This window comes from Trinickia caryophylli (assembly GCF_034424545.1).
Classification (GTDB): Bacteria; Pseudomonadota; Gammaproteobacteria; order Burkholderiales; family Burkholderiaceae; genus Trinickia; species Trinickia caryophylli.
Genome location: NZ_CP139970.1, coordinates 262,931 through 281,516, shown reverse-complemented (window position 1 = coordinate 281,516; position 18,586 = coordinate 262,931). Strand labels below are relative to the sequence as shown.

The window sequence follows — 18,586 nt, the reverse complement described above, 5'->3', positions numbered from 1 at the left end:
CGACATGCGCGCGGACGGCGCACACACCGGCTTCGACACGCCGCCGTGGACGATGCGCGGGCATCACCCTGGAACGGGGGCGCTGCGCGCAAAGAACCTATTATAAAATCCGTCCTTTATTTTGACGCGCGATTCGTTCGTGACTTCCCGCCTCTTTGCCCTGATTCCCTGTGCCGGCACCGGCAGCCGCTCGGGCGCGCCGATGCCGAAGCAGTACCGCACCGTCGCCGGCCGCCCGCTGCTGCATTTTACGCTGGCTGCGTTCGACGCCTGCAACGAGTTCGCGCAGACGCTTGTCGTGCTTGCGCCGGACGACACGCATTTCGATGCGCGCCGCTTCGCGGGGCTGCGCTTCGCCGTGCGGCGCTGCGGCGGCGCATCGCGTCAGGCGTCGGTCATGAACGGGCTTGCGGCGCTGGCCGAATTCGGCGCGGCGGCCGACGACTGGGTTCTCGTGCACGACGCGGCTCGCCCAGGCATCACGCCCGGGCTGATTCGCACGCTTGTCGCCGCGCTCAAGGACGACGCGGTGGGCGGCATCATGGCGCTGCCGGTCGCCGATACGCTCAAGCGGGTCGATGTCGACAACGGCGATCGGATCGCGCGCACCGAGTCGCGCAACGGCCTGTGGCAGGCGCAAACGCCGCAGATGTTTCGCATCGGCATGCTGCGCGAGGCGATCGAGCGTGCGCAGCGCGATGGCCACGACCTCACCGACGAGGCCAGCGCGATCGAATGGCTCGGCCATGCGCCGCGGCTGGTGCAGGGCAGCTTGCGCAATTTCAAGGTGACGTATCCCGAGGATTTCGATCTGGCGGATGCGTTCCTGCGGCGGGACGCCAGCGCCTGAGGCGGCCAGCGGGCCGCACCTCGCCGGCCGCACCTCGCCGGCCGCACCGAATTCACACAATTGAGAATGGGATCACGGATGGACTACAGGATCGGACAAGGCTACGACGTACACGCGTTGGTGCCGGGGCGCCCGCTCATCATCGGCGGCGTGACGGTACCTTACGAGCGCGGCCTGCTAGGCCACTCGGATGCGGACGTGCTCTTGCATGCCATCACCGATGCGCTCTTCGGCGCAGCGGGGCTTGGGGACATCGGTCGTCATTTTCCAGATACGGACGCGCGCTTCGCCGGCGCCAACAGCCGCGTGCTGCTGCGCGAGTGCGCGGCAAGACTCGCGCAGGCGGGCTTTTCGATCCGCAACGTCGACAGCACCGTGATCGCGCAGGCGCCCAAGCTCGCGCCGCACATCGAAGCCATGCGCGCGAACATCGCCGAGGATCTCGGGCTCGCGCCTTCGCGCGTGAACGTCAAAGCGAAGACCAACGAGAAGCTCGGCTACCTGGGGCGAGGCGAGGGCATCGAGGCGCAGGCGGTCGTGTTGCTGGAGCACGTCGAGGCATAACGGCCTGCAAAGGGGGGCGCTGCGCGTCGAAGCGGCACGGGCTGGCGCGCGCGCGTCAGCCCGTGCCTTTTATTTCGCTTCCATTTGGATGACCTGCGCCGCCGCGTTGACGACGGCCGCGATGCGCCCGACGTCGCGCAACTGCTGCGCCGACATGCCCTGCTCGTTTTTCAGCAACGCATAGTGCGAGCTGACGCAAAAGTGGCACTTGCCGATGATCGATGCGGCGAGGGCATACATCTCGAAGCGGCGCTTGTCGACACCGCCATGGCTGGCGTAGGCCGTCATGCGAAGTTCGGCGCGCTGCGTCTTCAGATCCGCGTCGCCCGCCATCTCCACGTACGGATACCAGACGGTGTTCATGCCCATCAGCGCCGCGGCGGTCAGCGCGCCGTTGAGTTCTTCGGGCGACAACACGCCCGCGGCCTTGATGGCATCCACGATCACGGTGCACCTGGCGGCGAAAGCGGCGGCCAGTGCCACCCCCACCGCGTCGTTGCCCTCGAGCGACGAGCGTGCAATGGTGCCGTCGAGGTTCAGTCGGATGTCCTTGGCGTAATCGGGGATACGCGCCTTAATCGCAGACAAGAATTCCATTGATAACTCCTATCGGTGATTCGATAAAAAAGCCCGCCGGCTGCAAGCATAGCGGGCTCGGTGCCTGAGCGGCTTACAGCGTGGCGCCGCCGACAGCGCGGTTGCAAGGGCAGAGCTCGTCGGTCTGGAGGCCGTCGAGAATACGCAGGATTTCCTGCGGGCTGCGGCCGACGTTGAGGTTGTTCACCGATACGTGCTGGATCGTGTTGTCGGGATCGACGATGAACGTGGCGCGCAGGGCAACGCCCGCTTCCTTGTCACGCACGCCGAGTTGATCGATGAGCTCGCCGCGCACGTCGCCGAAGCCGTAGTGGTTCAGTTTGTCGAGGTCCTTGTGTTCGCGGCGCCATGCGAGCTTGACGAATTCGTTGTCCGAGCTGCCGCCGAGCAGAACGGCGTCGCGCTCTTCGAAGTCCTTTTGCAGCTTCGCGAATTCGACGATTTCGGTCGGGCACACGAACGTGAAGTCCTTCGGGTAGAAATAGATGATTTTCCACTTGCCCGGGAACGACTGTTCGGTGATTTCTTCAAACGCCGACTGGCCGTTTTCTTCATGATTGTTGAAGCCCGGCTTGGCGGCGGTGACGGTGAACGCTTCCAGTTTATCGCCCACGGTTTTCATGCAGTGACTCCTGTGTAGGGGTTGAAAAAACTGCGCTCTTCAAAGTTACTCGGTCGCTGTAACGAACGCGTTACAGGGGCGACACTATACTGCTATTGGATTTTGTTATCAATAGGCTTTGTCTACCGTGGCGGGTCGCCTTGCCGTTGCGATTCGCAAGGCCCGATCTCGCATCCGCGGCGCCCGCGTGGCCGTTCCTAGCCGTTTTTCGCCAGCGGAAACTCGATGGTGACCTCGAGTCCCGGCCCTGGCGTGCGGTTGCGCAGCCGCAGCGTGCCACGGTAGCGGCTGACGAGCCTTTGCACGATGGCCATGCCGAGGCCCGTGCCGTTCGCCTGGCTGCGCGCCGAGTCGACCCGGTAAAACGGTCGCGTGACGAGCCCGAGCTGGTCTTCCGGAATGCCGGGACCTTCGTCGAGGACCGACAACTCGACGCGCGAATGCGACACGCGTGTCTCGAGCATGATGTGAGGAATGCCATCCGCCTCGCTATGCCCGTACTTCCTGGCGTTTTCCAGCAAGTTGCCGACCACGCGGCGCACGTCGGTAGGATCGGCTTCGATGACAGCCGACGGCGCGAGCCGGGTGATGATGCGCACGCCGTCCTCGCTGGCCATGCGCGCACTCATCTCGGCGACGATATGCGACAGATCGACGGATTCGGACGTTCGCTGCACTGGCCGCGCGTAATCGAGGAAGCGCCCGATGATCATGTCCATCTGTTCGATGTCGTCGATCATCGCATCCTTCGTTGTCTGGTCGGAGGGGCTCATTTCGGTTTCGAGGCGCAGGCGAGCCAGCGGGGTGCGCAGGTCGTGCGAGATGCCGGCCAGCATCAGCGCACGATCGGCCTCGAGCTGTTCGAGGTCCTGCACCATCTGGTTGAAGCTGCGGTTGGTTTCCGCCGCCACGCCCAGGCCGCGCTCCGGCAACGGCTCCGGTGACTGGCCCGAGCCCACCTTGCGGGCAGCCGCCGCGAGCCGTGCAAAGGGCCGGTTGACGAGGCTCGTGATGAAGGCTGCGCCGAAGAGCGACAGCGCGAGCGCGAAGACACCCCAGCCGGCCCATTGCAGCCCCGTCACACTGTCGAGTTGCTCCCGATCGAGCGCGACCCAGTAATCGTCATCGTCGATCTTGAAGCTGATCCACACGCCGGCGATGTCGTTGACCGACTGAGCGATGATCGTGTCGTCTCCGAGCCGGCCGCGGATGTCGTGCTCGATGAGCCGGTTCAACGATTCGTCGGGCTGCAGCGTGAATTTGTCAGTGGTTTCGCGCGGGTAGACGCGCACCCCTTCATTGCTTTCGAGGTCTTGCAGCAACGCCCTGCGCAAGTCGGGATCGGAATAGAGCAGCGCCGTACGCGTGAGCTTGACGATCGCCACGAGTTGCAGGGCGACGCGCTGGGCGCGCGGTTCGCGCTCGATCACCCGAAAGCTCTGAAACCATGCAGCCAGGCTCACCGCGATGAGCAGGGCGATCAGCAGGAACGTGCGCCAGAAAAGGCCCCCGAAGACGTTGGCGAGAAAACGCCGGTCGATCCGCATGGGGCCTACTGGAAGCAAGGGCGAGACGGCAAATTGGGCACGGCGCGCGTCACGCCGAGCCGTCGGGGATGAAGACGTAGCCGAGACCCCAGACGGTCTGGATGAAGCGTGGGCTGCTCGGATCGACTTCGATCAGTTTGCGCAGGCGGGATATCTGCACGTCGAGGCTGCGATCGAACACTTCGTATTCGCGCCCACGCGCGAGCTCCATCAGTTTTTCGCGCGACAGCGGCTGGCGCGGATGGCGCGCGAACACCTTGAGCACCGAGAACTCGCCGGTAGTGAGCGGAATTTCCTGGCCCGCCTTCGTCAGCGTACGCGTGGCGAGGTTGAGCGCAAAGTCGCCGAACTCGAACACTTCGGTGGTTTCCGAGGGCGCGCCGGGCAGCTCGGACGGCGCCTGCCGCCGCAATACGGCGTGAATCCGCGCGACAAGCTCGCGCGGGTTGAACGGCTTGGGCAGGTAGTCGTCCGCACCCATCTCCAGGCCGACGATACGATCGACGTCCTCGCCCTTGGCCGTGAGCATGATGATCGGCGTGCGGTCGTTGCTGCCGCGCAGGCGCCGGCAGATCGAAAGGCCGTCTTCGCCGGGCAGCATCAGGTCGAGCACGAGAAGGTCGAACCGCTCGCGTACCCAGAGCTTGTTCATCGCGGGGGCGTTTTCCGCCACGTAGACGTTGAAGCCCTGCTCGCCCAGGTAGCGGCGCAGCAGGTCGCGCAAGCGCGGGTCGTCGTCGACGACGAGAATCTTCGAGGGGTTTTTCGTTTCCATGGGCGGCATCTTAGCGCGATTGCAAAGAGGGACGGGAAAGTCCGAATTATGGAGTAACAGTCCGTTACAAAATTTACCCCGCTCGGAGGGGTGCCGTAAACAGGGCGCACATAAACTGCTTCACGGATGGCGCCTCTTCGGTGGATACTTCGACAGATAAACACTTTTTATGCGCTCCGCGTTCTGACGGGCGCCAGCACACGTAATTCGAGGTAGCCGTTTGCCGCATGACGAAGGGAACAAGATGACGGTGGTAGCGTGGCCGCGCATGCGGGCGCAGGTCTTCGCGATCGCGATCGCCGGCGCGCTCGTTGGCACCGTCGGGTCGCTCGATGTCGAAGCGCAAACGCCGCAACGGCGCGGCGCGCCCGAGCCGCACCCGTCCGTTCCCGCCCGGCGCAACGCCGCCGCGCAGCGTCAGCACGGCGCAAGCGCCGCCTCTGCCCCGATCGTACGCACCAACACGCTGCTGGACTTCGACAGCCAGCAGCGCGACGGGCACCTGACACCCGAGGAGCGGCGGCTGCTGCGTCAGCACATCGAAGACGCCGTGCGCGAAATCTACAAGCGCTGAACGCGGCGCTTCATCGGTTCTTCAGCCACTTACTAGCGCGCGCGAGCCGCGCGCCAGGCAATCCAGAGCTTGCGGATCGGCGTGAGCGCGATGCGCTGGTGCAGCACCTGATAGCCGTCGCGCTCGATCTCGTCGAGCAACGAGATCGCCATCGCCGATTGCGCGCGCAGCGTTCGCTGCGTTCGGCGCTCGGCAGCCGGGATGCCTTCGAGCCCGGCGCGTATCGCGTCTCTCGCGCGCTCCGTCTGGAATCGCATCAGTTCGGTGAATGCGGGGCTGTAGCGGCGATTGATCAACTCCGCCGCGGTCACCTGGAACCGCTGCAACTCGTCGATCGGCACATAGACGCGGCCATGCCGCGCATCGTTGCCGAGTTCCTGCACGAGCTCCGCCAGCATCAGCGCGTTGCCGATCGGGCGCGCCCATGAAGCCGCAGCAGAAGGGTCGCGAGCGGTGGCACGCGCGACCGCGCTGGCGAAGGCGCCGCCCACCTTGTCGATATAGCCGCGCAGGTTGGCGAAGTCCAGATAGCGCGCCTGATTGAGATCCATCTCATAGCCGGCCACGAGCGCTTGCAGCGTCTCGGCTTCGTCGCCGATGTCCGGGCGATGCGTGGCCAGTGCGATCGAAACCGGGTGTGACGGACGCCCTTGCGCCAGTGCGGCAAGCTCCTGCTGCCACCAGGCGAGCTTCGTCCTGCCGATGGCGGGGTCGCTCGTTTCCTTGGCAGTCTGCTCGAGTTCTCGCCGCAGCGCGAAAAGCGCCGTCAACAGCGGCTGACGGGCGAGCGGTGCCTGACGCAGCGCGTAATAGACGCTCGAGCCAGGCGGCGCCGCTTTTTGCGCGCAGTACTCGTCGAAGTTATCGGAGGTGGGGTTCGATTCTTGTGACACGTCGGAAAAGCCTGAAGCGACGCAAACGATGGAGTGCGGATACTACCTCATCCGCTGGCGATGCGGCGCTCCCGCGGCGTCCGGCAAGGGGTTCATCCGGACGCGAGCCGCCCGCCGAGCCCGTCGAGAAAAGCCAGTACGTGCGCGCGGCCGCCCCGCGTCCAGACATCGACGTGATCGGCGCCCTCGACGATCACGAGCCGCCGCGGCGAGCGTACTGCGGCGAAGAGCTGGGCGAAGTGGCGCGGAGGAATGACGCCATCGGTATCGCCGCCGTATATGAGCACGGGCGCGCTGACCGCGCCGATCTTCGCGCGGTTGTCGTAGCGGTCGCGCAGCAGCCAGCGTACCGGCATGTAAGGATAGCGTGCGCAGGCGACATCGACCATCGAAGTGAACGGCGCCTCGAGGATCAAAGCGTCGATCGGAAACTCGGTGGCCAGTTGCACGGCGATGCCCGAGCCCAGCGAGTAGCCGTGCACGACGACGCGCGGCGTGCGTTGCAGTACGAATTCGAGCGCCGCGCGCCCGTCGGCGTACAAGCCGGCTTCGTGCGGCTTGCCGGGATTGCCGCCATAGCCGCGGTATTCGGCGAGCAATACGCCGTAGCCGCCCGCGATCAGGTCGTGGGCGATGTGCGCGCGCTGCGAAAGATCTTCGCCATTGCCGTGAAAGAGCACGACTGCCGGCTTGTCGGGCGCGGTCGGCGGCCGGTAGCGAACGGCCAGCGCGAGGCCGTCGCGCGTCGTGACGGTCACGCGTTCGAGCCGGTCGGCAGCCGGATTCGGCGGGACGTCGCGGATGCGCTCGAGCGGATAGATGAGGCGGCCTTGCAGCCAGAGCAGCGTGGCGAGCGCCGAACCATAGCCGGCCACAGCCGCCCCCGCGACCGAGAGCAAGGCGATGCGGACCGAGGGCTTCATGTCGTCTCCTCGAGCAAGTCGAGCGCGAAACCGAACCTCGACGACGCGAGCCCGTTCGCCCGTTTGTGCGACGAGCGTGTCGGAGGGCCGTTCAGCGCCGGGTGCCGTATCGTCGGGCCCGGGCGTGATCATCGGTTACGCGCGCGACCGTAACCTGCCAGATGATCGCGTACGCGCGGCTTGCCGTGCAAGTACTCGCTCAATGTGGCACCGGCGGTTGGGTCGAGCGGATACGGATAGACAGATTGTTCTCTCGTGCGCGCGACGGGCCTGCCGTGTGTGCCGCGCTCGGCTCCATATAACGGCACGAAACTAACGGCGCGAAACTAATAGCGCTCTGGCGAGGCAGTGGGCGAGGACGATTGGCGGCCTGCTATGGCCAGGGCAAGGGATGCATGCCGCGGAGCATTCCATCGGAACCGGTTCGCGTCACGAGCGGCGACAGGTGCCCAAATAGGTGACCGGAGAGGCCGGGGCGCCGCGAGGGCCCTCGGCGCATTTCAGTGCCGTGTCGTCGCGACGGCTTTGAGAAGGAGTTGGCCGTCGGCGGTGAGCTTGGGTTGCGCGTGCCCCGACGCCGGGCGCTCGAGCGCGACAAGTTGTCGCTCGACGAGCGCGGCCAGATCCTCGCGATTGAGATCGGTGGGATCCAGGTCGCTATCGACGAGTAGCAACGTGGCGAATTCGTGCGGGCTGAGCATGGTGATCTCCTGCAATCGGATGCGAATGGGGTGACGACCGGCACATGACTCGATGCGCGAACTGCACGATGCGAAAAGCAGTACGCGAGCCGCCGCGATGCGCCGCCACCTGATTCGCTAGGGAGTGTTTCAAGGATAGATGCTTCACGTGCACCAACGCGGCGCATTTTGCCGCATGTCTCGAAACCTTGATCCTGCTCAGACCTCCCGCCGCTGTTCGTGTTTATATCACGACATGAGGAATGTGGATGCGCATGCCATCGCTGTCGGCAGGGAATCTTGGGCCGGGAGTGCACGCAGCACTAAGATCGTCAGCATGACGCAGTTTCATGACAGGAAAGAGAAGATGATGAAGATCAACGAACCCGCGCCGCGCGTCGCGCCGAATCAGGTGCGGGGGCTGCCGGTATTGCGGCTCGGTTTCAGGCCGTTTTACCTCGGGGGCGCCGCATTCGGCGCGATTGCCGTGGCGCTTTGGCTCTTCGGCTTGCACGGCTACCCCGTCGCGGGACGCACGGCTACGATGAACGGCGTGATCTGGCACGTGCACGAGATGATCTTCGGGTTCGTTGCCGCGATCGTCGTGGGGTTTCTGCTCACGGCCGTGCGCGCCTGGACCTCGCGCGAAACGCCGCACGGCGCTTCGCTCGGCTGGCTTTGGCTCGTCTGGGCGGCCGGGCGGCTCTTCGTCTTCACGGGGCCGGCATGGCTCGCGGCGATCGTCGACTGCGCGTTTTTGCCGCTGATGGCGTTCGTGCTCGCGCGCGTGCTCATTTCGGCGAAAAACCGCCATAACGTGTTCCTGCCGATTGCGCTCGGCTTGCTCGGCATCCTGAACGTGCTCTATCACTGGTGGGCCTGGGAGGGGCGCTTCGATCTCGCGCTGCGCTCCGCCTATGCGGCAACGGGCCTCATCGTCATGTTCATCGCCGTGATCACGGGCCGCGTCGTGCCCATGTTCACGATGAACGCGATTCCCGGCTTCACCGTGCGCCGCTGGAAGTGGATCGATGCGCTCGCGTATCCGGTGCCGCTCCTGGCACTCGTGCTCGATGCGGCAGGCGCACCCGCACCGATCGTGTTCGTCTGCGCGCTTGCGGCCGCGCTCGTTCATCTCGTGCGAATGGCGGGGTGGCGCTCGTGGCGCGTCGGTGCCAGGCCGATCCTCTGGATACTGCATGCGGCGTGCTTCTGGATTCCGGTCGGATTCGCCATGCTGGCATGTTCGTCGCTGGGTTTCGTGGCGCATTCGCTCGCGATCCACGCGTTGACTGTCGGCGCGATGGGGGGCGCGATCATTGCGATGATCACGCGTACGGCACTTGGCCACACCGGGCGCATGCTCGTTGCGGGGCGCGTCGAGGTGACGAGCTACTGGCTCATGATCGCGGCCGCGCTGCTGCGCGTCGTCGGACCGCTTGCAGTGCCGGCGGCAACCGCGCTTTGGATCGATGCCGCCGGCGCTGCGTGGTGCGCGGCGCTCGTCGTCTATCTCTTCAGGTACGGACCGTTCCTGATGTCGCCGCGTATCGACGGCAAACCGGGCTGAGTCGTGCATCGACAGTTCGCGGCAGCGTGAAGCATCGCGCGGCCTTTCGCCGCTAGTCTTGCAGCTCCAATCCGAACCGGAGCAGACGATGCAAGACTTGTCGATCGAACTCGATCACGAACCGGGCGCGCTGGCCCGCATGGGCGAAGTACTGGGCGCCGCTGGACTCAGCGTGGAAGGCGGCGGCGTTTGGGCCGTCGACGGCCGTGCCGTCGCGCACTTTCTGTTCGAGCACGGCGAGGCTGCGAGGCGCGTGCTCGAGGACGCCGGCATTGTCGTGCGGGCGGTGCGCGACGTGCTCGTCCAACGTCTCGATCAGGCGCTTCCCGGCCAGCTCGGCGCGATCGCGCGACGCATGGCCGATGCCGGCGTGAACCTCGAAGTGATGTACAGCGACCATGACCACCGGCTGGTGCTCGTGGTCGACGATCACGCCAGGGGGCGGGCTGTTTCGCAGGCTTGGGAGAGGGAGCGGGAGGAGCGGGAACGGGAAAAGCGGGAGGAGCGGCCGACGGCGCGCTGAACGAGCGCGCCGTCGCGGAGTCCGGCTCAGTGGCCAGTCAGCACGATCCGGCCGTCGACCTTGCCGGCCTTCAATGCAGCAAAGATCTCGTTGATGTTTTCGAGCTTGTCGCGGTGGATGTGCGCGCGCACCTTGCCCTCTGCGGCGAAGTCGAGCGACTCCTGCAGATCGCGGCGCGTGCCGACGATCGAGCCGCGCACTGTGATGCCGTTGAGCACCGTCGAGAAGATCGGCAGCGGGAAGTCACCCGGGGGCAGGCCGTTGAGCGAAACGGTACCGCCGCGGCGGACCATGCCGAGTGCCTGCGCGAAGGCGCTGCGCGATACGGCCGTGACGAGCACGCCGTGTGCGCCGCCGATTTCCTTCTGAATCACGGCTGCCGGATCGGTCTTCGATGCGTCGATGGCGAGCTGCGCACCGAGTTTGCGCGCGAGCGCGAGCTTTTCGGGCGAGACGTCGATCGCGGCCACGTGCAGGCCCATGGCCACGGCATACTGGACGGCAACGTGTCCGAGCCCGCCGACGCCGGAAATGGCGATCCACTGGCCGGGGCGCGTATCGGTCATGCGGATGCCCTTGTAGACCGTGACGCCGGCGCACAGGATCGGCGCGATTTCGTCGAATTCCACATTGTCAGGCAGGTGGCCGATGTAGTTCGGATCGGCGACGACATATTCGGCGTAGCTGCCATTGACCGAATAGCCAGTGTTCTGCTGATCGTGGCAGAGCGTTTCCCAGCCCGTCTGGCAGTATTCGCAGTGTCCGCAGGCCGTATAGAGCCAGGGTACCCCGACGCGGTCGCCTTCCTTCACGTGGTTTACGCCCGCGCCGACGGCGGCAACGATGCCGACACCTTCATGGCCGGGGATGAACGGCAGCGTTGGCTTTACCGGCCAGTCGCCGTCGGCGGCGTGGAGGTCGGTGTGGCATACGCCCGATGCCTTGATGTTGACGAGGATCTGGCCCGGTCCCGGCGTCGGTACGGGGACTTCCTCGATACGAAGCGGCTCGCCGAAGGCGTGCACGACTGCGGCTTTCATGAACTTTGCCATCAGATACTCCTTATCCGAGTGCGGTTGCAAACCTTGCCAGTATCCGCAGTGCGTGCGGTGCCGCATTGAGGCAGATCAAGGGCGTGGGACGCGTCCCGCGACGGCGCTCGAGATGCGTGCCTCGACAGGATGCGGGCGTTCGCGTCAGGCGCGCCGCAGATCGCGCCGCTTGCTCGCGGCGTCTTCGAGCATGCGCGTCATGTCCTTGAACGCGTCGCCGAGCGCGACGTAAAGGTCTTCATGCGCGTTGCGATTCGCGACGAGTTCCTGCCCGGGCACGGTCACATCGATGGCGACCGTAAACGGCTTGCCTTGCTGCTTGTGCTTTTCGTCGAGCACGAGGCTCACGCGGCAGCGGACGATGTCGGCGCAAAAACGTTCGAGCTTGGCCGCATGACGTTGCACCGATGCTTCGAGCGCTTCGGAGTGCGCCATGCCTTGAAAGGAGATCTCCAGCGGGAGTTTCATTCGCTATACCTGTCGAAAGAGAAGATGCCCGAATCGGGGTGTGAGACTGAGTCTTCATTGTCTTGCGTCGGCTGCGAGGCGGCTTGACGCGGATCAAGCAGGCAAGCCCTGGAGCGGCGAACGCTCGTGCCCGGGCCGGCAAGACGATGCCCGGCGCCAATGCGCGCCCGCGCGCTGCGGCAATGCTTCCCTTGACATGGATCAAGACCCGCATACGGGGTTGTCCGATATGTTACGGAGATCAGAAAAGTAGCTGTGAGCCTCGCTCACGCCGACCTATGCCGAACAGCCGTAACACGTTGGATATCGAAATCGGGGAACTGGTATCGGAGCGGATTCTGACGTGCGAAGCGCATACGGCGGTGGTCGACGCGGCTCGAAGAATGGCCGCCGCCTCCTGCAGTTCGATCATCGTCATGCACGACGCGGTTGCGGTCGGCATCTGGACCGAGCGCGACGCGCTGGCGCTCGCCGAATATCCCGCGCTCGGTGCCCAGCGGATCGACGCCGTGATGAGCCGCCCGGTGCTCTCGCTCGCCGCGCGCACGCGCTTGTGCGACGCGGCGAGCGCGTTTCGCGACAAGGGAATCCGCCATGGCCTTGTTGTCGGTGACGCGGGGCAGCCGCTCGGCGTGCTGAGCGAGACCGATCTCGTCATGAGCCAGGGAACCGAGTTCTACCTGCAAATGCGCTCGATCGAATCGGCGTGTCCACCGGCGCCGCTCGTCGTCGATGCGATGACGCCGCTCGCCGCGGTTGCGCACCGGATGCGCGAGTGCCGGGCGAGCGCGGTCGTCGTTCGCTACGGCACCGACGACTACGGCATTCTCACCGAACGCGACGTCGTGCGCGTGCTCGCCGCGGGCGATGCGCAGGGTGACGCTGCCGGCGCAATCGCGCCGTATGCGACGCGCATGTTGCGTTCGTTGCGGCAATCGCAGACGCTCTATACGGCGCGGCAGTTTCTGATCGAGCACCAGATGCGGCATGTCGGTGTGCTCGACGACAAGGGAGCGCTCGTGGGGCTGCTGAGCCTTTCCGACATCCTCAACAACGTCGAATCGGAGTTCATCCACGAACTGCAGGCCGCGCTGCGCGAGCGCGACGGGGCGCTCCTCGCGTCGCAGCGACACCTGAGGCTTGCGGACCGCGTGTTCGAATCGACGCGCGACGGCGTGATGATCACGGGCCTCGACGGGACGATCGAGCGCGTGAACCCGGCCTTCGTCGAGCTGACGGGCTACGAGCAGGCGGAAGTCGTTGGCCGGGACGCGCGTCTGTTGTCGTCGGGCCGGGAATCGGCGGCATTTCATCGCGCTTTCTGGGCGGCGCTCGCGGAGTGCGGCTATTGGCAGGGCGAGATATGGAATCGCCGCAAGGACGGCGAACTGTTTCTCGCGCATCTCTCGGTGTCCTCGATCAGCGATGCGCAGGGGCAGCCTTCGCATTTTGCCGCCATCTTCTCCGACATCACGAAGCGCAGGGTTGCCGAAGAACGGCTCAGCTATCTCGCCACGCACGATGTGCTGACCGACCTGCCCAACCGCACGCTTTTCAACGAGCGGCTCGAACAGGCACTCGCGCGTGCGCGCCGCTCGCTACGGCGCGTGGCCGTCATGTTCGTGGACCTGGACCGGTTCAAGCTCATCAACGATACGCTGGGGCATGCCGTGGGCGACGAAACGCTGAAGGTCGTCGCGCAGCGTCTGAAGCGCGCGGTGCGTGCGACCGACACCGTGGCGCGGCTCGGAGGCGACGAATTCACGATCGTCGTGGAGGATATCGATAGCGTGCGCGATGCCGGCCAGATCGCGCAGACGGTGCTGTCTGCCGTCGGTCAGCCGATTCGCGCGGCGGGGACGAACGTGTTCGTCACGCCCAGTATCGGCATCAGCCTTTTTCCGGATGACGGGGGCACGACGCGACAACTGCTGATGCAAGCGGACCGTGCCATGTACGACGCGAAGGACGCGGGCAAGAATGGCTTCCGATTCTTCAGCGGGCAGATGCATGCGGCAGCGCTCGAGCGCATGACGCTCGAAGCGGCTTTGCATGACGCGCTCGCCGCCGGACAGTTCTGCCTGCACTATCAGCCGCAGTACGATCTGGCGAGCGGTGCGATCGTCGGCGTGGAAGCGCTGATCCGCTGGAACCATCCGCAGCGCGGCATGCTGTTGCCCGCGCAATTCGTTCCGCTGGCCGAGGAGTGCGGCCTGATCGTCCCCATCGGAGCCTGGGTGCTCAACGAAGCTTGCCGTCAGGCACGGACCTGGCTCGACGAGGGCTTCGACTTCGGCCGCATCGCGGTGAACCTGTCCGGCGTGCAATGCCGCGACGAGGGTTTTTTGCACCTGCTTGCCGACGTGCTCGCCGAAGCCGGGCTGCCGCCCGCACGCCTGCAGCTCGAACTCGTGCAGACCGCCACGATGACCGGGCGCGAGCAAACGAAAGCCGTTCTTAACGACCTCTCGCGGCGCGGCGTGAGCCTCGCCGTGGACGACTTCGGTACCGGCTATTCGGCATTCGAGTATCTGCACGCGCTGCCGGTAGACACGTTGAAGATCGACCGTTCGTTTCTCGGCAGAATCGATATAGAAGGCAAGCAGGCAGCGATCGTCAAGGCGATGGTCGCCATGGCGAAAACGCTGGGTCTGCCTGTCGTCGCGCAGGGTGTCGAGCAGCCCGCGCAACTGAGGTTCTTGCGCGAGATCGGCTGCGATCGCGCGCAGGGCTACTGGCTCGCGCGCCCCGGTGCTGCCCGGACGCTCTCACGCAACAAGGCACCTCTTTTCACGGACAGGGAAGGTGCCGGTTACGACAATGTCCGTCATGTGAACACCGCTACCGAGCCGACCTGAGAATGCAAGAGCAGATCCTCCCGACGCGCGCGGACGAAGAACTCGTGCTCTCCGAGCACGATGTCGTCATTACGCGCACCGATGTCCAAGGGCGTATCGTCTACGCCAACGAAACTTTCCTGAGAACGAGCGGCTACACGCGCGAAGAGGCAATCGGGCGGCCGCAAAGCCTCGTGCGCCATCCGGATACGCCGCGGGAGATATTCCGCGATCTGTGGGAGACGATCGCGTGCGATCAACCCTGGACCGGCGTCCTGAAGAACCGCCGCAAGAACGGGCAGTTCTATCGCGTCGTGGCGAACGTCACACCCGTGTTCGAGGACGGCGTCAAGGTCGGCTACATGTCCGTGTGCACCCGTCCTGCGCCGGAACTGATCGCCGAAGCCGACGCGCTCTACGCCGTGCTGAACGGCCCGCGTGGCTCGGCCGTGCGGCTCGCCGGCGGCGAAGTGTTGCGTACCGGCGCCGGGGCCGCCGTCGAGCGCGTGCTGCGGCTGCCCGTCGATTTGCGTTTGTGGGCCGTCATGGTTTTTCTGATCGCGATGTTTGCGGCGCAGGCGCTCGGGATGCGCTACACGCTCATTCCCGGCCTCGCACGCGATGCACAGGTGTGGCTCTTCGGCGTGCTTGGCGCATTGTCCGCGCTCGCGGCCGGCATCTATCTCACACGCGAAGTCCTCGCGCCGTTGAAGGCGCTCAACGCGACAGCGCTCGGCGTGCTGTGCGGACATATCGAGGAGCGGTTCGCCGAACGCGGCGATGCCCAGGTTCGCAAGCTCGGGCGAATGCTCAATCAGATGAACGCGAAGCTCGTCGGCATCCTCATCGACGCGAAGCTGTCGATCGACGTGATTCAGAATGCGGCGCAGGAGTTTGCAAACGGTACGGCCGATCTGGCCAATCGCACCGACGAGCAGGCAAGCGCCATCGAGCAGACCACGGCGAGCCTGGCCGAAATCACCGAAACCGCGCAGCGCAACGCGGCGGGTGCCGAGCGCGCCAATGCGACGGGGCACGAAACCGCCGAATCGGCGGAGGCGGCCGCGCGCGAAGTCCAACGCACGGTCGATGTGATGGCGCAGGTGCGCGATCATGCGCACAGGATCGCCGAAATCACGTCGCTCATCGACGGCATCGCGTTCCAGACCAACATCATCGCGCTGAACGCCTCGGTGGAGGCGGCGCGGGCCGGGCAGTACGGGCGCGGCTTCTCCGTCGTGGCGACCGAGGTGCGCAGCCTCGCGCAGCGCGCCGCTCAGGCGGCCAAGGAAATCAAGGGGCTGGTCGACAGTTCTCTCGATACCGTCGGCACGGCCGCGCAGGCGGCTAGCCGGGCGGGCGAGACGATGGGCACGGTCGAGCAGTTCATTACGCGGCTCACCGAAACCTTGCGTGAGATCGCGACAGCCAGCCGCAATCAGAGCGCACAGATCGCGCAGATCAACGAGGCCGTGAGCCAGGTGGCTGAGCTTACCCAGCGCAACGCGGCGCTCGTCGAGCAATCGGCCGCCGCGTCGGTCGGCCTGCGGCAGCAGACCGAGTCGCTCGACTCGGCCGTCAGCGTGTTTCATCTTCACGACGGCGAAGCGGGTGCCGTGCCGGCGGCGCCCGCGCGGCACCTCGCCGCGTAGTTTGCCCGCGGCGGACGCGCCGCGCGGCGTCGAAACCGCGAGCGCTCAGGCGTCCACGTCGAGAAAGCTGTGCGCGGCGAGTGCGTCGGCCGATTCGCGCAGCGCTTTCAGTGCGCGCCGTTCGATGCGGCGGACATGCTCGCGTGAAAATCCCGTGTCGTGCGAGATCTGCTCGTACGTGCGCGGCGCCTGATCACTAAGGCCGAAACGCCGCCGCAGCACATCGGCATCCGCCGGGGCGGCGTTCGCCAAAAGCGCCGCCATGCACTCGCGCATGCGTCGCTCGACGACCGTGTCGAGCGGCGAGGGGCCGGCCGGATCCTCGATGAGATCGCCGAACTCGGCTTCGCCGTCGGGCAACGGTGCATTGAGCGACGCGGGCTCGCTCGGCAAATCCAGCAACGCGCGGACCCGCTGCTGCGACAAGCCGCATTCGGCGGCGAGTTCGTCGAGCGCGGGCCGGTGCCCCGCCGCCCGCCGCATCCGCTCGCGCGTACGCCGCACGCGTGCCAGTTCGTCGTTCACGTGAACCGGAATGCGGATGGTTCGGCCGCGGTCCGCCACGGCGCGCGCCACGGCTTGACGAATCCACCAGGTGGCGTAGGTCGAGAACTTGAAGCCTCGCCGGTACTCGAATTTCTCTACGGCGCGCATGAGCCCGATCGTTCCTTCCTGCACGAGGTCCGCCAGATCGAGCCCGCGGTTTTGATACCGCTTGGCGATCGATAGCACGAGCCGCAGGTTCGCCTCCACCATCTTCGATGTTGCCCGCTCGATACGCCGCTCGGCATGCCGCGCATCGGACGCCAAGGCTGCTTCCGTCCCTTGCGGGGGGGCGGCAAGACGGTTCAAGGCAGCACGTCCCGCCTCGATTTCCTGCGCGAGCGCGATCTCCTCCTGATGCGTGAGCAGCGGCACCGCTTGCATGCGGCGCGTGAAGACTGCGAGCGTATCGAGCGAGGCGCCGCCGCTGCCGGCAATTTCCGCGAGCGCCACGCCCGCTTCCTCTAGCGCCTCGCGCTCGACGAGGGACTGCGACGTGTGTGCCGACGCTTCTCTGTCCGGCCGCTCGTCGAGCACCTCGATACCGGCTTGTGTGAGCGTCGCCAGCATCGCGTCCAGTGTTTCCGGCGAGCAGACGTCGGGCGGCAGCGCGTCGACGATGTCGTCGCGCAAGAGGTAGCCTTGCCGGCCGGCGAGCGCGAGCAACGGGCCGATGGCTTGCGTGTCAAGGTTCGCGCGCGATGCGCGCTCGGTCGAATTCATTTCGTCAGCGGTTTTACCGCGGTCACGTGTTGGCGGGCGCGGCAGTCGGACGCCCGTCCGTTGCGCCAGCCCTATGTCCGCCCATTTGAGGGCGGCCGCAGCCAAATCAAGCGGGCAGCGGCCCCGGAAGGACGGTAAGCCATGCCCCGTCCGTCCGAGGAGTACGGCCGGACAGAAGTCGATCACGTGGCCGTGACGAGTGCGGGCGTGAATGCACTCATGCTGGTGTCATGCCTGCGACGGTGCCCGCATCGACGCCGGCGTGGCGCGGCTGCGCCTGTATCTCGACTGGCACGCATGATTCTCTTCGTGCCGCGCCGCCCAAAAGAACATTTCATGCGATCGATAGCGCGATAAATTCGTTTGCGCCACGTTCCGCGCGGCTCAGAATCGTCGAAAACGCCGCACGGCCGCACGTGCGGCGTCGCCTTCGAGTCAGACGACGCGATGACGCAGTGCTTTCCGGCAAGGTTAGGAGAACGAAATGTCGATCCGTGCAAACAGATGCGATTGGCCACCCAGGCTGGTCACGGTTCCCGGACTGCACGGCAGCGGGCCGGCGCACTGGCAGACATGGCTGGAACGTCAGTTCGCGTATTCGATTCGCATCGAACAGGCGATGTGGGACGAGCCCGATCTCGAGCGCTGGCGCGAGGCCCTCGAACGGCGGCTCGAGCATGAGCGCGGGCCGTTCGTGATTGCTGCGCACAGCTTCGGCTGCCTCGTTGCCGCTCATGCGCTCGGGCATGGCCTGCGCAATGTGGCGGGCGCGCTCTTGGTGGCACCCGCGAGCCCGGTGCGTTTCGGCGTCGGGCTCGCGCTGTGGCGCGAACGGTTGCCCATTGCCTCCATCGTCGTCGGCAGCGAAACGGATCCCTGGTTGCCGGCGGCCGGGGCGCGCGCCCTCGCGGAATCGTGGGGGGCCGCTTTCCTCAATCTGGGCGAGGCGGGACACGTCAACCCGGCATCGGGCTTCGGGCCGTGGCCACGCGCGAAGTATCTCGTCGACACGCTCGCACACTGGGCGGCACCGCGTCATCTTGCTCGCGGACACGAGTGCCGAAGCTCGTCGGGTGGCGCGACCGTCCAGCCCGAACCTATGCTGGCGACGGAGACGCTCAGCCGTTGATTCGCCGGCGGCGGCGTGGCCGCCGGTCCGCAGCCGATTCGATATACCATCGACGTCGTGGCGG

At 65.8% G+C, this 18,586-nt stretch carries 18 protein-coding genes; 8 read left to right on the top strand and 10 right to left on the bottom strand.

The genetic code is table 11. From position 1 onward, the window contains the following. Window positions 1-139 precede the first annotated feature (139 nt). Together ispD and ispF are read left to right on the top strand one after the other, a co-directional pair. Window positions 140-850, top strand: coding sequence for a 2-C-methyl-D-erythritol 4-phosphate cytidylyltransferase (gene ispD / locus U0034_RS01235; RefSeq protein WP_085226502.1), 711 nt, complete (start codon window positions 140-142; stop codon window positions 848-850). Between the two features lie 78 nt (window positions 851-928). Next, a complete protein-coding gene (ispF, locus tag U0034_RS01230) occupies window positions 929-1,414 on the top strand; it encodes a 2-C-methyl-D-erythritol 2,4-cyclodiphosphate synthase (RefSeq protein ID WP_085226287.1) in 486 nt (161 codons plus the stop codon). A gap of 69 nt (window positions 1,415-1,483) precedes the next feature. On the opposite strand, the gene U0034_RS01225 is transcribed toward ispF, so the two are convergent. From U0034_RS01225 to ompR, 4 genes are all read right to left on the bottom strand, one after another. Continuing rightward, window positions 1,484-2,011 (bottom strand): carboxymuconolactone decarboxylase family protein, encoded by a 528-nt coding sequence (locus U0034_RS01225; RefSeq protein ID WP_085226290.1) that lies wholly within the window; start codon window positions 2,009-2,011, stop codon window positions 1,484-1,486. A gap of 73 nt (window positions 2,012-2,084) precedes the next feature. Further along, window positions 2,085-2,633, bottom strand: a complete 549-nt coding sequence (locus tag U0034_RS01220; protein WP_085226293.1) for a peroxiredoxin — start codon at window positions 2,631-2,633, stop codon at window positions 2,085-2,087. Window positions 2,634-2,830: 197 nt separating this feature from the next. After that, complete coding sequence (locus tag U0034_RS01215) at window positions 2,831-4,180, bottom strand: ATP-binding protein (protein ID WP_085226296.1); 1,350 nt, start codon at window positions 4,178-4,180, stop codon at window positions 2,831-2,833. 49 nt (window positions 4,181-4,229) lie between these two features. Beyond that, a complete protein-coding gene (gene ompR, locus U0034_RS01210; RefSeq protein WP_386092040.1) occupies window positions 4,230-4,964 on the bottom strand; it encodes an osmolarity response regulator transcription factor OmpR in 735 nt (244 codons plus the stop codon). Between the two features lie 235 nt (window positions 4,965-5,199). Here ompR and U0034_RS01205 point away from each other — a divergent pair, with 235 nt between their 5' ends. Further along, window positions 5,200-5,529 carry a hypothetical protein gene (locus tag U0034_RS01205; protein WP_233212013.1) on the top strand — a complete coding sequence of 110 codons (330 nt, stop codon included), beginning with the start codon at window positions 5,200-5,202 and terminating at the stop codon, window positions 5,527-5,529. Between the two features lie 32 nt (window positions 5,530-5,561). Here the strand turns inward: U0034_RS01205 and hpnD are convergent, their stop codons facing one another. The 3 genes from hpnD to U0034_RS01190 all read right to left on the bottom strand — a co-directional run bounded on the left by hpnD (window position 5,562) and on the right by U0034_RS01190 (window position 8,046). Next, window positions 5,562-6,422 carry a presqualene diphosphate synthase HpnD gene (gene hpnD / locus U0034_RS01200; RefSeq protein WP_085226302.1) on the bottom strand — a complete coding sequence of 287 codons (861 nt, stop codon included), beginning with the start codon at window positions 6,420-6,422 and terminating at the stop codon, window positions 5,562-5,564. A 92-nt stretch (window positions 6,423-6,514) separates the two neighbouring features. Next, window positions 6,515-7,345 carry an alpha/beta hydrolase gene (locus U0034_RS01195; RefSeq protein WP_085226305.1) on the bottom strand — a complete coding sequence of 277 codons (831 nt, stop codon included), beginning with the start codon at window positions 7,343-7,345 and terminating at the stop codon, window positions 6,515-6,517. A gap of 500 nt (window positions 7,346-7,845) precedes the next feature. Continuing rightward, entirely contained in the window at window positions 7,846-8,046 is a 201-nt protein-coding gene (locus tag U0034_RS01190; RefSeq protein ID WP_085226308.1) for a hypothetical protein, read from the bottom strand. 349 nt (window positions 8,047-8,395) lie between these two features. Between U0034_RS01190 and U0034_RS01185 the strand changes: the two genes are divergently transcribed. Beyond that, window positions 8,396-9,595 carry an NnrS family protein gene (locus U0034_RS01185; RefSeq protein ID WP_085226506.1) on the top strand — a complete coding sequence of 400 codons (1,200 nt, stop codon included), beginning with the start codon at window positions 8,396-8,398 and terminating at the stop codon, window positions 9,593-9,595. 97 nt (window positions 9,596-9,692) lie between these two features. Beyond that, complete coding sequence (locus U0034_RS01180; protein ID WP_199187087.1) at window positions 9,693-10,118, top strand: amino acid-binding protein; 426 nt, start codon at window positions 9,693-9,695, stop codon at window positions 10,116-10,118. Between the two features lie 26 nt (window positions 10,119-10,144). On the opposite strand, the gene adhP is transcribed toward U0034_RS01180, so the two are convergent. Next, entirely contained in the window at window positions 10,145-11,170 is a 1,026-nt protein-coding gene (gene adhP / locus U0034_RS01175) for an alcohol dehydrogenase AdhP (protein ID WP_085226311.1), read from the bottom strand. Window positions 11,171-11,314: 144 nt separating this feature from the next. Next, entirely contained in the window at window positions 11,315-11,638 is a 324-nt protein-coding gene (locus U0034_RS01170; protein WP_085226315.1) for an HPF/RaiA family ribosome-associated protein, read from the bottom strand. Between the two features lie 278 nt (window positions 11,639-11,916). On the opposite strand from U0034_RS01170, the gene U0034_RS01165 reads away from it, so the two are divergent. After that, entirely contained in the window at window positions 11,917-14,496 is a 2,580-nt protein-coding gene (locus tag U0034_RS01165) for an EAL domain-containing protein (protein ID WP_085226317.1), read from the top strand. A 2-nt stretch (window positions 14,497-14,498) separates the two neighbouring features. Further along, window positions 14,499-16,127 (top strand): methyl-accepting chemotaxis protein, encoded by a 1,629-nt coding sequence (locus tag U0034_RS01160; RefSeq protein WP_085226320.1) that lies wholly within the window; start codon window positions 14,499-14,501, stop codon window positions 16,125-16,127. A gap of 45 nt (window positions 16,128-16,172) precedes the next feature. Here the strand turns inward: U0034_RS01160 and U0034_RS01155 are convergent, their stop codons facing one another. Continuing rightward, window positions 16,173-17,393 (bottom strand): sigma-70 family RNA polymerase sigma factor, encoded by a 1,221-nt coding sequence (locus tag U0034_RS01155; RefSeq protein ID WP_085226322.1) that lies wholly within the window; start codon window positions 17,391-17,393, stop codon window positions 16,173-16,175. 484 nt (window positions 17,394-17,877) lie between these two features. Between U0034_RS01155 and U0034_RS01150 the strand changes: the two genes are divergently transcribed. Beyond that, on the top strand, window positions 17,878-18,522 hold the full coding sequence (locus tag U0034_RS01150) for an RBBP9/YdeN family alpha/beta hydrolase (protein ID WP_085226324.1): 645 nt from the start codon (window positions 17,878-17,880) through the stop codon (window positions 18,520-18,522). Window positions 18,523-18,586: the final 64 nt, after the last annotated feature.

What these genes read in the sequence shown, in the direction of transcription:
- ispF (WP_085226287.1), top strand. Translation starts at nt 929, where the DNA reads ATGGACTACAGGATCGGACAAGGCTACGACGTACACGCGTTGGTGCCG.
- U0034_RS01225 (WP_085226290.1), bottom strand. Translation starts at nt 2,011, where the DNA reads ATGGAATTCTTGTCTGCGATTAAGGCGCGTATCCCCGATTACGCCAAG.
- U0034_RS01220 (WP_085226293.1), bottom strand. Translation starts at nt 2,633, where the DNA reads ATGAAAACCGTGGGCGATAAACTGGAAGCGTTCACCGTCACCGCCGCC.
- U0034_RS01215 (WP_085226296.1), bottom strand. Translation starts at nt 4,180, where the DNA reads ATGCGGATCGACCGGCGTTTTCTCGCCAACGTCTTCGGGGGCCTTTTC.
- ompR (WP_386092040.1), bottom strand. Translation starts at nt 4,964, where the DNA reads ATGCCGCCCATGGAAACGAAAAACCCCTCGAAGATTCTCGTCGTCGAC.
- U0034_RS01205 (WP_233212013.1), top strand. Translation starts at nt 5,200, where the DNA reads ATGACGGTGGTAGCGTGGCCGCGCATGCGGGCGCAGGTCTTCGCGATC.
- U0034_RS01195 (WP_085226305.1), bottom strand. Translation starts at nt 7,345, where the DNA reads ATGAAGCCCTCGGTCCGCATCGCCTTGCTCTCGGTCGCGGGGGCGGCT.
- U0034_RS01190 (WP_085226308.1), bottom strand. Translation starts at nt 8,046, where the DNA reads ATGCTCAGCCCGCACGAATTCGCCACGTTGCTACTCGTCGATAGCGAC.
- U0034_RS01185 (WP_085226506.1), top strand. Translation starts at nt 8,396, where the DNA reads ATGAAGATCAACGAACCCGCGCCGCGCGTCGCGCCGAATCAGGTGCGG.
- adhP (WP_085226311.1), bottom strand. Translation starts at nt 11,170, where the DNA reads ATGGCAAAGTTCATGAAAGCCGCAGTCGTGCACGCCTTCGGCGAGCCG.
- U0034_RS01170 (WP_085226315.1), bottom strand. Translation starts at nt 11,638, where the DNA reads ATGAAACTCCCGCTGGAGATCTCCTTTCAAGGCATGGCGCACTCCGAA.
- U0034_RS01165 (WP_085226317.1), top strand. Translation starts at nt 11,917, where the DNA reads ATGCCGAACAGCCGTAACACGTTGGATATCGAAATCGGGGAACTGGTA.
- U0034_RS01160 (WP_085226320.1), top strand. Translation starts at nt 14,499, where the DNA reads ATGCAAGAGCAGATCCTCCCGACGCGCGCGGACGAAGAACTCGTGCTC.
- U0034_RS01155 (WP_085226322.1), bottom strand. Translation starts at nt 17,393, where the DNA reads ATGAATTCGACCGAGCGCGCATCGCGCGCGAACCTTGACACGCAAGCC.
- U0034_RS01150 (WP_085226324.1), top strand. Translation starts at nt 17,878, where the DNA reads ATGTCGATCCGTGCAAACAGATGCGATTGGCCACCCAGGCTGGTCACG.